We start from the raw sequence: 15,670 nt of genomic DNA, 5'->3' as shown, positions 1-15,670 counted from the left end.
TTAATTTTGGGTTACCCTTTCCCCCGGGGCCCGGCCCCCGGGGGGGCCGCCCCACGGAGCGCAGAGGGGCGGCTAGAGAGCGTCGTGGACGGTGTTAACCATGGTGTCCACGTTGTTCAGGCCGTATCCGACCAGGTACCAGCTGGCGGAGTCCAGCATGGTGATGTTTCCGTTCTGGGCAGCCTTGGTGCTCTTGACCAGATCGTTGTCGAGCACGGCGGAGGCGGCTTCGCCGGAGGTGCCGACGGCTACGTCGCGGTCAATGACGAACAGGTGGTCCGGATTGGTATCCGCAATGTAATTGAAGGAAACGGATTCGCCGTGCTTACCTTCGCCCTTGACTTCGGCGGCCGGTTCCAGGCCCAGGACGTCGTGGATGATGCCGAACCGCGAGCCTGCGCCGTAGGCGGTCATTTCCCCGCCGCTGGTCATAACGATCAGGCCGTTGCCGGCGTCGGCGGCCAGTTCCTTGGTGTCTTCGACCTTGCCTTCAAGGGCGCCCAGTTTCTCTTCAACCAGGTCTTCCTTTTCGAAGATCGTGCCGAGGGTCTGGGTGTTTTCCTTGAAGGAGTTCCAGGAATCGGCGTTATCGACGCTGAGGTCGATGGTGGGGGCAATCTTGCTTAATTCTTCGTAAGAATCGGCAACCCGGCCGGAAATGATGATCAGGTCCGGAGCGCCGGCGTTGATCGCTTCGAAGTCGGGCTCCTTCATGCTGCCGATCTTGGTGATCTCTTCGGCGCCGTACTGGGAGAGGCTCTGAGGGAAGTTGGCGGCAGGCACGCCGTCGACGTCAATGTCGAGGGCATCCATGGTGTCGAGGGCGCCGAGGTCGAACGTGTACACGGTCTCCGGGTTCACCGGAACTTCGGTGCTTCCCTGGGCGTGCTCGACCGTCACGGTTGAGGCCTGTGCGGACTCGACGTCCGCCTCTGCTGCTTCAGTGGAGCAGGCGCTGAGCGCGAGGAGGGACACAAGGGCGGTTCCGGCCAGCAGGCGGGACTTAGTGATCATGGGGGCTCCGGTGAGAGTCGATGTGCCAATCCGGGGATTAGGTCACAGAAATGTTTTCTAATGGTGCGCAGATGAAAACTATCCCGGTTAGGAGAACCTAAGCAAATCCCGTTCTTCATTTACCTGCCCGCCAGTACGGGGGAGAGGGGCGGGCAGGCGGCGCACGCTGGCACTCACCTTGACCGAGTGCTAACCGTTGCATAAAGTCTGAGTTAGCACTCCGAACGTGAGGGTGCTAACTCCCGAAGGGAAAGCGCGAACCGGCACCGCGACGACGGCCAGCGCCAGACCAACGGCCCCATTCCGTTAGAAACTACGCAAAGGAGAGCCCGAGTGTCGGTCTCTATTAAGCCCCTTGAGGATCGTATTGTTGTCCGCCCCCTCGAAGCCGAGCAGACCACTGCTTCCGGCCTGGTAATCCCGGACACTGCAAAGGAAAAGCCCCAGGAGGGTGAAGTAGTTGCAGTTGGACCCGGCCGCGTTGATGACAACGGCAACCGCATCCCGGTTGACGTTGCCGAAGGCGACGTAGTCATTTACTCCAAGTACGGCGGAACCGAAGTCAAGCACGGCGGCCAGGAATACCTGGTGCTGTCCGCCCGCGACGTGCTGGCCGTCGTCGTAAAGTAGTTCCCCTGGAAAACCCCGGCCACGATTCTGGCCGGGGTTTTCTGATGTAGGTGCAGATGTAGTTGTCGGAAAGGACACACACATGGCAAAGCAGTTGGAGTTCAATGACTCCGCCCGTCGCTCGCTCGAAGCAGGCGTCGATAAGCTCGCCAACACGGTCAAGGTGACCCTCGGCCCGCGCGGCCGCAACGTCGTCCTGGCCAAGACCTGGGGCGCTCCCACCATCACCAACGACGGCGTCACGATTGCCCGCGAAATTGAGCTGGACGACCCGTACGAGAACCTCGGTGCACAGCTGGCCAAGGAAGTAGCCACCAAGACCAACGATGTTGCCGGCGACGGCACCACCACGGCCACCGTGCTGGCACAGGCCCTGGTCAAGGAAGGCCTGCGCAACGTTGCCGCCGGTGCTGCCCCCGGGCAGCTCAAGCGCGGCATCGAGGTTTCCGTTGACGCGGTAGCCAAGCGCCTGCTGGAGAACGCCAAGGAAGTTGAAGGCAACCAGGTTGCCCACGTTGCGGCAATCTCCGCGCAGAGCACCGAGATCGGCGAGCTGCTGGCCCAGGCCTTCGACACCGTCGGCAAGGACGGCGTCATCACGATCGAGGAGTCCTCCTCGACGCAGACCGAGCTGGCCATCACCGAGGGCATGCAGTTCGACAAGGGCTACCTCTCGCCGTACTTCGTGACCGACCCGGAGCGCCAGGAAGCCGTCCTCGAAGACGCGCTGATCCTGATCAACTCCGGCAAGATCTCCTCCGTCGCCGAGTTCCTGCCGCTGCTGGAAAAGGCTCTGCAGACCTCCAAGCCGCTGTTCATCATCGCCGAAGACGTAGACGGGGAAGCCCTGTCCACCCTGGTGGTCAACAAGATCCGCGGCACCCTGAACGTCGTCGCCGTCAAGGCTCCGGGCTTCGGTGACCGCCGCAAGGCAATGATGCAGGACATCGCGACCCTCACCGGCGCCCAGGTGGTCAGCCCCGACCTCGGCCTGAAGCTGGACCAGGTTGGCCTTGAGGTGCTGGGCTCCGCCCGCCGCATCACGGTCACCAAGGACAACACCACGATTGTTGACGGCACCGGCTCCGAAGCCGACGTCGCCGACCGCGTGGCACAGATCCGTGCCGAGATCGAGCGCACCGATTCGGACTGGGACCGGGAGAAGCTGCAGGAACGCCTCGCCAAGCTGTCCGGCGGCATCGGCGTCATCCGCGTTGGTGCAGCCACCGAGGTGGAGCTGAAGGAAAAGAAGCACCGTATCGAAGATGCCGTTTCCTCCACCCGTGCCGCACTCGAAGAGGGCATTGTGGCTGGCGGCGGTTCCGCGCTGGTCCACGCTGCCCGCGCACTGGACACCGATCCGGAGGTGACGAAGCTGCAGGGCGACGCCGCCACCGCCGTCGGCCTGGTCCGCCGTGCACTGGCACAGCCGCTGCGCTGGATCGCCGAGAATGCCGGTTCCGAAGGTATGGTCGTCGTTGCCAAGGTTGGTGAGCTGGAAGTCAACCACGGCTTCAACGCCGCCACCGGCGAGTACGAAGACCTCATTGCCGCCGGCATCATCGACCCGGTCAAGGTCACCCGCTCGGCCCTGCGCAACGCCGCCTCGATCGCTTCGCTGGTGCTCACCACCGAAGCCCTCGTGGTGGAGAAGCCGGCCGAAGAGGACAACGACCACGGTCACCAGCACTAATCAGCCCTGATCCGCGCCTCACGTGCGGAAATCGGCCTCGGCCCCGCCTCCGGAACCCGTTTCCGGGGCGGGGCCTTTGCTTTCTGCCGTGGCCTCCCTCACAGGCGGCAGATACCTTCGGGGAGGAATAGGGGCGGGCCCGCTTTCGCTTTACGATAGGTACAGGCTAAATCGGGCCTTTTCCTTCCTCTCATCCCCGAAAGAGGCGCAGCTTTGAGTCAGCAGTACCCAGAACACGATCCGTTCGGCTTCGTCGGCCTGACCTACGACGACGTCCTCCTGCTGCCCGGCCCGACGGATGTCATTCCCTCTGAAGCCGACACCAGTTCCCGGCTGTCCAAGCGCATCACCGTGCAGACCCCGCTGCTTTCCGCCGCGATGGACACGGTCACCGAATCCCGCATGGCCATCGCCATGGCCCGGCAGGGCGGCCTCGGCGTGATCCACCGGAACCTCTCCATTGCCGACCAGGCGGAGCATGTTGACCGGGTCAAGCGCAGCGAATCCGGCATGATCACCAACCCGGTGACGATTTCCCCCGACGCCACCCTGCAGGAACTCGACGACCTCTGTGCGCATTTCCGTGTTTCGGGCCTGCCGGTGGTGGATACCGAAAACACCCTGCTGGGCATTGTCACCAACCGCGACACCCGCTTCATTCCGCGTGCCGACTACCCAAGCCGCAAGGTCGAAGAGGTCATGACCCGCATGCCGCTCATCACCGGCCGGGTGGGCATCAGCGCCGCAGAAACCATGGAGCTGCTGGGCAAGAACCGGATCGAGAAACTGCCGCTGGTGGACGACGCCGGTAAGCTGCAGGGATTGATCACCGTCAAGGACTTCGACAAGGCCGAGCAGTACCCGCTGGCCACCAAGGATGACGAGGGCCGCCTGCGCGTCGGTGCTGCCATCGGCTTCTTCGGCGACGGCTACGAGCGGGCCATGTCCATGGTCGAGGCCGGCGTCGACATCCTCGTGGTGGACACCGCCAACGGCCACAGTGCGGGCGTGCTGGAAATGATTGCCCGCCTCAAGAAGGACCCGGCTGCCGCGCACGTGGACATCATCGGCGGACAGGCAGCCACCCGCGAAGGCGCCCAGGCCCTGATCGACGCCGGTGCCGACGCCGTCAAGGTAGGCGTGGGGCCGGGTTCCATCTGCACCACCCGCGTAGTTGCCGGAGTGGGCGTCCCGCAGATCACCGCCATCTACGAAGCTTCCAAGGCAGCCATCCCGGCGGGCGTCCCGCTGATCGCCGACGGCGGCCTGCAGTACTCGGGCGACATCGGCAAGGCCATCGTGGCCGGCGCCGACACCGTAATGCTTGGCGGCCTGCTGGCCGGCTCCGCGGAAAGCCCGGGCGACCTGGTCTTCGTCAACGGCAAGCAGTTCAAGTCCTACCGCGGCATGGGATCGCTCGGGGCCATGCAGTCCCGGGGCAAGAACACCTCCTACTCCAAGGACCGGTACTTCCAGGCCGACGTCCCCAGCGACGAGAAGCTGATTCCGGAAGGCATTGAAGGCCAGGTGCCCTACCGCGGACCGCTTTCCGCCGTGGCGCACCAGCTGGTCGGCGGCCTGCGCCAGACCATGTTCTACACGGGTGCACGCACCATTGAAGAGCTGAAGGCGAAGGGTAAGTTTGTCCGGATCACCCCGGCCGGGCTGAAGGAATCCCACCCGCACGACATCATGATGACGGCCGAGGCACCGAACTACGGACGCCGCTAACCCGTCTTACCTGCCAAGGGCAGCCCCTGCGTACTGCGCAGGGGCTGCCCTTGGGGTTTAAGGGCCCGGTCCGTGCTTACAACGGCCCGATACCCGGGAGCTTTCGGGCCGACGCCGCGCACTGGGATAACCTAGGGAACGTGAGTAACGAGATAGAAATTGGCCGTGGCAAGCATGGGCGCAGAGCCTACTCCCTGGATGACGTGGCGATTGTGCCCTCGCGGCGCACCCGCGACCCCCAGGATGTGTCGATCAACTGGCAGATCGATGCCTACCAGTTCGAGATGCCGGTCATCGGCGCCCCGATGGACTCGGTGATGTCTCCGGCTTCAGCCATTGCCCTCGGCAGGCTCGGCGGACTCGGCGTGCTGAACCTCGAGGGCCTGTGGACCCGGTACGAGAATCCGGAACCGCTGCTGGACGAAATCGCCGCCCTCAGCAGCGACAACTTCAACCCCGCCGCCACCCGCCGCCTGCAGGAAATCTACAACGCACCGATCCAGGCCGACCTGATCAGCTCCCGCCTGGCCGAAATGCGCGACGCCGGCGTGACCGTTGCCGGCTCGCTCACCCCGCAGCGCACCCAGGAGTTCTACAAGACCGTCCTCGCCGCCGGCGTCGACGTCTTCGTTATCCGCGGCACCACCGTTTCGGCCGAGCACGTGTCCAAGACCGTGGAACCACTGAACCTGAAGCAGTTCATCTACGAACTTGATGTTCCGGTGATCGTCGGCGGAGCCGCCGGCTACACCCCGGCCCTGCACCTGATGCGTACCGGCGCGGCCGGCGTCCTCGTCGGGTTCGGCGGCGGCGCGACCACTACCACCCGGCGTGCGCTGGGCATCCACGCGCCCATGGCCACGGCCATCTCCGACATCGCCGAGGCCCGCCGGGACTACATGGACGAGTCCGGCGGACGGTACGTGCACGTGATCGCCGACGGCGGCATGGGCACCAGCGGCGACATCATCAAGGCCTTCGCAATGGGCGCCGACGCCGTGATGCTAGGTTCCGCGCTGGCCCGAGCCGAAGAGGCACCGGGCCAGGGCTGGCACTGGGGGCAGGAAGCACACCACAGCGAGCTTCCGCGCGGCGACAGGGTCCGGCTGGACACGGTGGGACCGTTGAAAGAGGTCCTTTGGGGGCCGTCCCACCACACCAACGGCACCTCCAACCTCATGGGTGCGCTGCGCCGGGCAATGGCCACCACCGGCTACTCGGACCTGAAAGCGTTCCAGCGCATCGAAGTGCTGGTGTCGCCCTACCAGTACAGCCTGTAAATACCGGCGCCCAGCCCATAGAGTGGACGCAGCTACGGCAGGACCCTAGAGAGGAACCTGGACCATGACTGCAGACGCCCTGAGCCCCGAGTACCGGACAGATGCCATGGACAAGCTCCGGGCAACCACCGCGCCGGGCAATGAGCTGGACATCCTGATCGTCGGCGGCGGCGTGGTGGGCGCCGGCGCCGCGCTGGACGCGGTGACGCGCGGGCTGAAGGTAGGCATGGTGGAGGCCCGGGACTGGGCGTCGGGAACGTCGTCGCGGTCCTCCAAGCTCATCCACGGCGGCCTGCGCTACCTGGAGATGCTCGATTTCGCGTTGGTCCAGGAGGCGTTGAAGGAACGGGGGCTGCTGCTGCAGCGGATCGCCCCGCACCTGGTGAAGCCCGTGGCGTTCCTGTACCCGCTGACCAAGCGGTTCATCGAGCGGCCGTACGTGGGCGCCGGCATCTTCCTGTACGACACCATGGGCATGACCTCCGGGAACTCCCGCGGGGTGCCCATGCAGAAGCACCTGACCCGGAGCCAGACACTGCGGATGGCGCCGAGCCTGAAGGATGACGCCATGGTGGGTGCCATCCGCTACTACGACGGCCAGGTGGACGACGCCCGGTACGTGGCCAACATGGTCCGCACAGCCGCGCATTACGGTGCCGCAGTGGTCAACCGGCTCGCCGTCGTCGACTTCCTGCGCGAGGGCGAACGCGTGGTCGGGGCCCGCGTCCGCGACCAGGAAACCGGCAGCGAGTTCGACATCGCGGCAAGCCAGGTGGTCAATGCCACCGGCGTCTGGACGGATGAAACCCAGGCCATGGTGACCGACCGCGGGCAGCTGAAGGTCCGCGCGTCCAAGGGCGTCCACCTGGTGGTTCCCAAGGACCGGATCCAGTCCACGGTCGGCATGATCCTGCGGACGGAAAAATCCGTGCTCTTCGTGATCCCGTGGGGGCGGCACTGGATCATCGGCACCACCGACACGGACTGGAACCTGGACAAGGCCCACCCGGCGGCCACCTCGGCGGACATCGACTACATCCTCGAGCATGTGAACCTGGTGCTGAAGACGCCGCTGACACGGGAGGACGTGGAAGGGGTCTATGCGGGACTGCGGCCGCTGCTGGCCGGGGAAAACGACTCCACTGCCAAACTCTCGCGTGAACACGTGGTGGCCCACCCGGTACCGGGACTCGTGGTGGTTGCCGGCGGTAAATGGACCACCTACCGGGTCATGGCCAAGGACGCCGTGGATGAGGCAGCCCGGGCACTGGATGAAAAGGTTCCCGAGAGCTGCACGCAGACCATCCCCCTTCTGGGCGCGGTGGGCTACAAAGCAGCATGGAACCGCAGGCACCGCACCGCCGACGAGTACGGGGTGCACGTGGTGCGGGTAGAGCATCTGCTCAACCGCTACGGCTCCATGAGCGACGACCTGCTCGAGCTCATCAAGGCGGACCCGACGCTCGCGGAACCGCTGCCCGGCGCCGACGACTACCTGCGCGCGGAAGCCGTGTATGCCACCACGCACGAAGGTGCCCGGCATATCGAGGACGTCCTCGCCCGGCGGACCCGGATCTCCATCGAAACCTTTGACCGGGGCGTCTCGGCCGCACCGGTGGTGGCCGAACTGATGGCGCCGCTGCTGGGCTGGGACCTTGACCGCGTGGAGAGCGAAGTCGCCCACTACCTTGCACGCGTCGACGCGGAACGCCGCAGCCAGGAACAGCCGGATGACAAGAGCGCCGACACCGCCCGCCTGGCGGCCGAGGACATAGCACCGCGCATCTAGTGCGGCACCACGGACTAACGGAAATGCAGAAAGCCCCTTGAACGAACACCTGTCCCCGAACACTGAACACCCCATGGAACCGGCCCCGGCCGAAGAGCTCACCCTGAACGAAGCCGGGGCGGTCCTGACCGAACCCGGGATAGTGATCCTCGGCATGGAGGCGGCAGACAGGTACGACGCCGCCGCCCAGCTGGCCGAACGGTTGTACCGCGCCGGCCGGATCAGCAACCTGGAGGGTTTCCTCGAACAGGTTCACGCCAGGGAGCACCAAATGGCCACCGGCCTGCCGGGCGGGATCGGTCTCCCGCATGCCCGCAGCGAATACGTGCACGAAACCTCGATCGCAGTGGGCATCACCCGCTACGGCCACAGCGTGGATTTCGGAGCAGCCGACGGACCGGCGACCGTGATCCTGCTCATTGCCACGCCGGCGGCCTCCTTCTCCCAGCACCTGGAAGTCCTTGCCACGCTGGCCCGGTCCCTGTTCCGGCCGTCCTTCCGGGATTCCCTGCGCCGGGCCAATGACGCAGAGGTGATCGCCGAGCTGATCAATTCATCCCTGGTCTTTTTTGACCACTGAAGCGGCCGCATACCGGCATTGGGTTTTCTACAGCTTGACGAAGTACCGTTAACGAGTGCTCAAAACTGCCCTGCAGCCGCGTTGGATCGCCGGCCTGCTCTTTGCCCTGGTCATCTCAACGGTCTTTGTGCTGTTGAGCCAATGGCAGTTTTCCAGTGCCGAATCGGAGGAGTCCGGCGAGCCCCGCGCCACCGAGGACGTCCGGCCGCTGACCGAGGCCTTCACCCCGGGTAAGCCGATGTATGAAACCGAAGCGGACCAGATGGTTTCCTTCACCGGGTCCTTCGACCCGGAGAAATCCGTCCTCGTTCAGGAGCGGCTCCAGGACGGCGAGATGGGCTACTGGGCGGTTACCGCCTTCAACGTCGACGGCGCACCCTCGGGCGAATTCATTCCGGTGGTCCGCGGCTGGGTCTCCGAACCGGAAGACGTCACGGAGCCGCCGGCCGGCGAGGCCGTCGTCGTCGGGCGCCTGCTGCCTTCCGAGGCCCCGCTGCCCGCGACGCCCGAGGACGGCCGGGTTACCGCGCTTTCCACCGCCGAACTGATCAACCTCTGGGACGCGCCCGCCTACTCGGCGTTCGTCACGGCTTCGGAAATCACCGTCGACGGCGCCGCTGTGGACGCCGGCGGCATGGAAACCGTGGTGGTGAGTGCCCAGCCGGAGGAAACCCCGGTCAACTGGCTCAACATTTTCTACGCCCTTGAGTGGATCGTCTTCGCAGGCTTCTCCGTCTTCCTGTGGTGGCGCCTGGTCGCCGACGAGCACAACCGCAGCCTCGAGGACGACGACTATGAGGACGAGTACGACGACGACTCCACCGACGCAACCGAACCCGACAACGATCATCCCAGCAGTGAGGTAACCAAGTGAGCGAATCCGCAAGCACCGCCAAGGCACCGAGGAAAAAGAAGCGCCGGTTCGGCGGTACCCATGCCCAGATTCGTTCGGCCCTGAAGTTCTACAAGGTCTTTTCCTACGTGACCGGCGTGCTGCTGCTCGCCCTCGTCGTGGAGATGATCGCGAAGTACGGCTTTGACACGGAGATCATCGTCGGCAGCGTCAACCTCTCCATCGGCGTGCTCATCCTGCACGGCTGGATGTACGTGGTGTACCTGCTCTCCGACTTCCGGCTGTGGCAGCTGATGCGCTGGCCGTTCTCCAAGTTCATCCTGATTGCGCTCGGCGGCGTTGTGCCGTTCCTCTCCTTTGTGGTCGAAGGCCGAATCCACAAACAGGTCCTGGCAGAGCTCGAAGCGCACCCTGAAGCGGCCAAGCGCTACTAGGGGAGAGGGTTCCGCCGGTTGCCCGCAGCCGGCGGAACCGGCACGGTGTGCATGGCCGGGGGCGGGCCGACTATCCTTGAAACGTGACTAATCCCGCGACAGATCCCATTGAAGAGCGGCCCGTCCTTGTAGTGGACTACGGAGCGCAGTACGCCCAGTTGATTGCCCGCCGGGTGCGCGAAGCAGATGTCTACTCCGAGGTGGTTCCCCACACCTACAGCACCGAGCAGCTGCTCGCCAAGAACCCAGCTGCCATTATTCTCTCCGGCGGCCCCTCCAGCGTGTACGCCGAAGGCGCCCCCAAGGTTGACGCAGACCTGTTCGAATCCGGTGTTCCGGTCTTCGGCATCTGCTACGGCTTCCAGGCGATGGCTGCCGCCATGGGCGGCAAGGTCGCCAAGACGGGACTGCGGGAGTACGGTTCCACCGACGCACGCGCCGTCGGCGGCGCCCGGTCCATCCTGGAAGGCACCCCGGACGAGCAGAACACCTGGATGAGCCACGGCGACAGCGTGCAGGAAGCCCCCGAGGGCTTCGACGTCCTGGCCAGCACGGCAGGCGCACCCGTCGCTGCCTTCGCCAACGAGGCAAAAGGCCTTTACGGCGTGCAGTGGCACCCCGAGGTCAAGCACTCCGCGCACGGCCAGGCCGTCCTGGAAAACTTCCTCTTCAAGGGCGCCAAGCTCGAACGCAGCTGGACCACCGGCAACATCGTCGAAGAGCAGGTTGCACGCATCCGCGCACAGGTAGGCAACTCGCGGGTCATCTGCGGCCTGTCCGGCGGCGTCGACTCCGCCGTAGCCGCCGCCCTGGTGCAGCGCGCCGTCGGGGACCAGCTGACCTGTGTCTTCGTTGACCACGGGCTGCTCCGCGAAGGCGAAGCAGAGCAGGTGGAACGCGATTTCGTGGCAGCCACCGGCGTTAACCTCTACGTCGCCAACGAGCAGGAACGCTTCCTGAGCGCCCTGGCCGGGGTCTCCGATCCCGAGACCAAGCGCAAGATCATCGGCCGAGAATTCATCCGCGCCTTCGAAGAAGCCGAGCGGGCCATCATGGCCAAGGCCGAAGCAGAGGGTGAGCCGATCCGCTTCCTGGTGCAGGGCACGCTGTACCCGGACGTCGTCGAGTCCGGCGGCGGCGAAGGCGCAGCCAACATCAAGAGCCACCACAACGTGGGCGGCCTGCCGGAGGACATGAAGTTCGAACTGGTTGAGCCCCTGCGGGCGCTCTTCAAGGACGAGGTCCGTGCGGTCGGCGCCGAACTCGGCCTGCCGGCCGAGATCGTGGGCCGCCAGCCCTTCCCCGGCCCCGGGCTGGGTATCCGCATTGTCGGCGAGGTCACGCACGAGCGGCTGGAGCTGCTGCGCCGGGCCGACGCCATCGCCCGCGCCGAACTGACCAGTGCAGGGCTCGACGACGAAGTGTGGCAGATGCCGGTAGTGCTCCTGGCTGATGTCCGCAGCGTCGGCGTCCAGGGCGACGGCCGGACCTACGGGCACCCCATCGTGCTTCGTCCGGTCTCCAGCGAAGACGCGATGACCGCTGATTGGTCGCGGCTTCCGTACGATCTGCTGGCCCGTATTTCCAACCGCATCACCAACGAAGTGGACGGAATCAACCGCGTGGTGCTGGACGTAACCAGCAAGCCGCCGGGAACAATCGAGTGGGAATAGCGTAAAGGGCACCGAGGACGGCCGTTTCGGCCGTCCTCGGTTTTGTCCCCCGCGTTGCTATGTTCGGGAAACCCGCCCCGACGCGATAGTTTTGAAGGTATGCCAATTTGGTCGAGAACGCGCGGAAGTGCAGAAAAGAGGGCACTAGTGTCTGAGCAGAATACCGGGGAGAATCCCTCGGACTTCCTGCTGCCGTGGCTGGGACAATTGGGACAGCACGCCGGAACGGACACACTGCTCCATTTCACGCCGTCCGCCGCCAACAGCATCGACCTGACTCACGCGCATCCCTCCGGCCTGGCCCAGTTGCTCGCCGGCCGGCGGACCCGCCTGTCGACCCTGCTGCGGGACCCGGACCAGTACGGTGCCGCCATGAAGGCGGGCCGCCTGCTGCGCGCGAAGATCTACGAGCTGGGCACCGACCGCGGCATCGACGTCGGCTACATGGCCGCGGGAACCGCGTCCTGGCGCTACGCCTCGGATGAAGCACTGCGTCCCGAGTCCCTGACGGCCCCCGTGCTGCTCACGCCCGTTGCGCTGACGGTTCACGCCTCACAGGATGACTACGAGCTGCAGCTGACCGAAAAGGCGGCGCTGAACCCCGCCCTGGTCCGCCACCTGCAGCATGAGCAGGGTCTGGACATCGACGTCGACGCGCTCACCCGCCTCGCCTACGGCACCGCCCGCTTTGATCCCCACCCCGTGCTGGAAAAGCTCCGTGCCGTCACCGGCAGCGTCCGCGGAATCAACATTGAACACCGCCTGCTGGTTTCCACCTTCGCCGACCTGTCCGACCTCAGCGAGGATCCGGCGCTGGACCCGGCCCATCCGATCCTCCGCGCACTGATCGACGCCGCCCGGGACGGCTCCACCGGTCCGGCCATCCCCGAACCGCTGGACCTGCCGGCACTGGACGAGCGGGATCCCGCCGATGAGCTGCTCATCCTCGACGCCGACCGCCAGCAGCAGGAAGTCCTGGACCTGATCAACGCAGGCCAGTCGCTGGTAGTCTCCGCGCCGGCCGGTACAGGCCAGACCCAGACCGCGCTCAACGCCGTGGCGGCGCTGGCCAATGCCGGCAAATCCGTCCTGGTAGTGGCCGAACGGCGCAGCACCCTGAACCAGTTCGTCTCCGAGCTGGACGCGATGCAGCTTGGCTCCCTGGTCCTGCAGGCCAACGCCGGCCTCACCCAGCAGCAGTTGAAGGACCAGCTGGTCCGGGCCATCGTGCGCAACGAAAAGGCGCAGGCCCCGGAACTGGACAGCCTGCACAAGGTCCTGCTCGAAAACCGCCACCAGCTCCGCGACCACGTGAAGTCGCTGCACAACGTCCGCCGCCGCTGGGGATGCTCGCCCTACCAGGCCATGCAGTCCCTGGCCGAGCTGACCTCCATGAACCCGGCGCCGGCCACCACCGTCCGGCTCAAGCGGAGCGTCCTGGACAGCATCACCGACCGCACCGAACTCTCCGGCCGCCTGCGCCGGGCCGCCGAACTCGGCAGCTTCAGCCGGGCAGCAACCACTAGCCCGTGGTACGGAGCCAAGCTGCTCAACCGCAAGGAAACGGAAGAAGCGTACGCGCTGACCCAGACCCTTGCAGCGGACCTGCCTGCACTGCGCGCCAAGGTCCAGGACGTGGCCGAGCATTCCGAAATCCGCCTCGGCGAAACATTTGCCCAGTGGGGCGAACAGCTGGAATTGCTGGTTGCCGTGCGAGAAAGCCTGGACAAGTTCACCCCGGACATTTTCGACCGCCCGGTGACAGACCTGATCTCGGCAACCGCGTCTTCGTCCTGGCGGCGGGAACGCGGCATCGATATGAGCTCCATGACCCGCTCCCGCCTGCGGCGCGTGGCCAAGGAATACGTCCGGCCCGGTGTGCATATTTCCGACCTGCACGCCTCCCTGGCCGAGGTGCAGCAGCAGCGCGCCGTCTGGACCCGCTACGCCACCACGCAGCGCCACCCCTCGGTGCCTACCGGCCTGGCCGAGATCAACCGTTCCTACCTGCTGGTCAAGCGCCAGCTGGATACCTTGACCGGCATCCTGGCGGAGACGCCGCTCCACCCGGACCTGGCCTCCCTGCCGCTCGATGAACTCGAGAAGCAGCTCAGCCAGCTCGCGGGGGACCGGGAAACCCTGGAAACGCTGCCCGAACGGACCCTGCTGCTCGACGAGATGCGTGCCCAGGGCCTGGGCGAACTGCTGGATGACCTGAGCGCACGCGAGGTCCAGCCCCGCCACGTGGGTTACGAGCTGGAACTGGCATGGTGGCAGTCAGCCCTTGAAGCCATGATCAGCGGCGACGATTACCTTGCCATGTCCGACGGCAACAGCCTGCGCCGCCTCGAAGCGGAGTACCGGCTGGCGGACAACGCCCACATTGCCTCGGGCGCAGCCCGGCTGCGTTGGAGCCTTGCGTCGCGCTGGCGCTCGGGCGTCCAGGCTGCGAAGGGTGCTGCCGAAGACCTGCGCGAGCTGCTCAAGGACGGCGAGTTGTCCCTGGACAGCCTGAGCCTGCAGTCCGAGGAACTCGTGTCCTCGCTGCTTCCGGTGTGGGCTGCGAGCCCCTTGGTGCTGCCGATGGTACTGCCCGAACACCGCCGCTTCGACACCGTGGTCCTCCTCGATGCCGAGTCCACCAGCCTGCAGTCTGCAGTTCCGGCACTGGCACGCGCTTCGCAGGTTATCGCCTTCGGCGACAGCTGCCTGGGCGGGCCGCGGCCGTTCACCATCGGTGTTGAGCCGGCCGGTGCGGCACCGCAGCATGTTGAGCTGCTCAGCGCCTTCGAGGCGCTGGAACGCGTTCTCCCCACACGCTGCCTGTCCACCGTTTACCGCGGCACCGACAAGGCACTGCTGCGCCAGCTCAGCGAGTCCTTCTACGGCGGACGCCTTTCCATGGTTCCGAGTGCAGACGAGGTCACCACCGGCCACCGCGCACTCTCCGTGGAATACCTGCCGGACGGCACCGGCATGCCCAGCGCTGACCATGAGGGCGTGGAAAGTGTCGCAGCTGAGGTCAACCGCGTGGTTGACCTGGTCTTCGAACACATCCGCCGCCGCCCGCACCAGTCCCTCGGCGTCATCACCGCCAGCCCGCGCCACGCCGTGCGGGTGGCCGAGGCAATCCGTGTCCAGATGGCCAACTTCCCCTGGGCCGCGGACTTCTTCACGGCGAAGTCCGAGTCGTTCCGGGTAGTGCCGGTGGACCGCGCCGTGGGCATGGTCCGGGACTGCGTGATCTTCTCGCTGGGCTTCGGGCGTACCCCGCACGGGCGTGCCCTGCACAACTTCGGCCCGTTGTCGGCACCTGACGGACGCAAGAAATTCGTCACGGCCATGACCCGGGCACGTTACAAGCAGCATGTGCTGACCTGCTTCCAGCCGGCAGACCTGGACCGCACGCGGCTGGGCTACGGCGCCCTGGACTTCTACGAGCTCATCAAGCGGGAGCTCGATCCGGAAACCGCCAGGGAGGAAATCCCTGCTGCCGGAGGCATCATGGAGGAGGATCCGCTGGTCGCGGATCTGGTCGGCCGCCTGCGGGAACGCGGTGCCAAGGTCTGGGACCACTACGACGGCGCCATCGACATTGTCGCTGCGGCTCCCCATTCGGCCGGTCCGACCGGCACGCCGGCACCGCTGGCCATCGAGTCCGACGGCACCGAACGCTACCGGGCCATGTCCGTGCGTGAACGCAGCCGGCTCCGGCCGCAGCTGCTTGAGCGGCGCGGCTGGCGGTATATGCCGCTGTGGACCATCGAGGTCTTCAGCGACCCGTCCGCCTGCGCCGACCTGGTGAGCCGCTACCTCGAGCTGCCGGATCCTCCTGTCGGGCAGCAGCCCGTGCCCCGCAGCACGGCTACTGCCGAGACCGGCACGGATGAAGCTGCCCGCCCGGAAGCCCGGATAACGGTGACTCCGCACGGAAGCAGCCGGATGCGTGAACGGAGGTCGGGATCCGTCCCGGACAACGCAGCAGGAGAATGA

At 65.8% G+C, this 15,670-nt stretch carries 11 protein-coding genes; 10 read left to right on the top strand and 1 reads right to left on the bottom strand.

Going from position 1 to position 15,670, the window contains the following annotated elements:
* Window positions 1–72: 72 nt before the first annotated feature.
* Window positions 73–1,014: a siderophore ABC transporter substrate-binding protein gene (locus LJ760_RS01660; protein WP_227918620.1), complete on the bottom strand. Its 942-nt coding sequence runs from the start codon at window positions 1,012–1,014 to the stop codon at window positions 73–75.
* 333 nt (window positions 1,015–1,347) lie between these two features.
* Between LJ760_RS01660 and groES the strand changes: the two genes are divergently transcribed.
* From groES to LJ760_RS01610, 10 genes are all read left to right on the top strand, one after another.
* The gene (groES, locus tag LJ760_RS01655; RefSeq protein ID WP_146361179.1) at window positions 1,348–1,644 is read left to right on the top strand and encodes a co-chaperone GroES; all 297 of its coding nucleotides are present in this window, start codon (window positions 1,348–1,350) and stop codon (window positions 1,642–1,644) included.
* A gap of 82 nt (window positions 1,645–1,726) precedes the next feature.
* A complete protein-coding gene (gene groL / locus LJ760_RS01650) occupies window positions 1,727–3,337 on the top strand; it encodes a chaperonin GroEL (RefSeq protein ID WP_227918619.1) in 1,611 nt (536 codons plus the stop codon).
* Between the two features lie 213 nt (window positions 3,338–3,550).
* Window positions 3,551–5,068: an IMP dehydrogenase gene (gene guaB / locus LJ760_RS01645; RefSeq protein ID WP_227918618.1), complete on the top strand. Its 1,518-nt coding sequence runs from the start codon at window positions 3,551–3,553 to the stop codon at window positions 5,066–5,068.
* A gap of 140 nt (window positions 5,069–5,208) precedes the next feature.
* Window positions 5,209–6,348, top strand: coding sequence for a GuaB3 family IMP dehydrogenase-related protein (locus LJ760_RS01640; protein ID WP_227918616.1), 1,140 nt, complete (start codon window positions 5,209–5,211; stop codon window positions 6,346–6,348).
* 64 nt (window positions 6,349–6,412) lie between these two features.
* Window positions 6,413–8,137 (top strand): glycerol-3-phosphate dehydrogenase/oxidase, encoded by a 1,725-nt coding sequence (locus LJ760_RS01635; protein ID WP_227918614.1) that lies wholly within the window; start codon window positions 6,413–6,415, stop codon window positions 8,135–8,137.
* A 73-nt stretch (window positions 8,138–8,210) separates the two neighbouring features.
* Window positions 8,211–8,717, top strand: a complete 507-nt coding sequence (locus tag LJ760_RS01630; protein WP_227918623.1) for a PTS sugar transporter subunit IIA — start codon at window positions 8,211–8,213, stop codon at window positions 8,715–8,717.
* Window positions 8,718–8,772: 55 nt separating this feature from the next.
* A complete protein-coding gene (locus LJ760_RS01625) occupies window positions 8,773–9,591 on the top strand; it encodes an SURF1 family protein (RefSeq protein WP_227918612.1) in 819 nt (272 codons plus the stop codon).
* Window positions 9,588–10,004, top strand: coding sequence for a DUF3817 domain-containing protein (locus LJ760_RS01620; RefSeq protein ID WP_227918609.1), 417 nt, complete (start codon window positions 9,588–9,590; stop codon window positions 10,002–10,004). The genes LJ760_RS01625 and LJ760_RS01620 overlap by 4 nt, the downstream gene beginning before the upstream one ends.
* A gap of 83 nt (window positions 10,005–10,087) precedes the next feature.
* On the top strand, window positions 10,088–11,677 hold the full coding sequence (guaA, locus tag LJ760_RS01615; RefSeq protein WP_227918603.1) for a glutamine-hydrolyzing GMP synthase: 1,590 nt from the start codon (window positions 10,088–10,090) through the stop codon (window positions 11,675–11,677).
* Window positions 11,678–11,824: 147 nt separating this feature from the next.
* Complete coding sequence (locus LJ760_RS01610; RefSeq protein ID WP_331460697.1) at window positions 11,825–15,670, top strand: DUF4011 domain-containing protein; 3,846 nt, start codon at window positions 11,825–11,827, stop codon at window positions 15,668–15,670.

Source organism: Arthrobacter sp. zg-Y895 (assembly GCF_020731025.1).
In the GTDB taxonomy this organism is placed as follows: Bacteria; Actinomycetota; Actinomycetes; order Actinomycetales; family Micrococcaceae; genus Arthrobacter_B.
This window is presented reverse-complemented; position numbering and strand designations above follow the sequence as displayed.

What these genes read in the sequence shown, in the direction of transcription:
- LJ760_RS01660 (WP_227918620.1), bottom strand. Translation starts at nt 1,014, where the DNA reads ATGATCACTAAGTCCCGCCTGCTGGCCGGAACCGCCCTTGTGTCCCTC.
- groL (WP_227918619.1), top strand. Translation starts at nt 1,727, where the DNA reads ATGGCAAAGCAGTTGGAGTTCAATGACTCCGCCCGTCGCTCGCTCGAA.
- LJ760_RS01635 (WP_227918614.1), top strand. Translation starts at nt 6,413, where the DNA reads ATGACTGCAGACGCCCTGAGCCCCGAGTACCGGACAGATGCCATGGAC.
- LJ760_RS01630 (WP_227918623.1), top strand. Translation starts at nt 8,211, where the DNA reads ATGGAACCGGCCCCGGCCGAAGAGCTCACCCTGAACGAAGCCGGGGCG.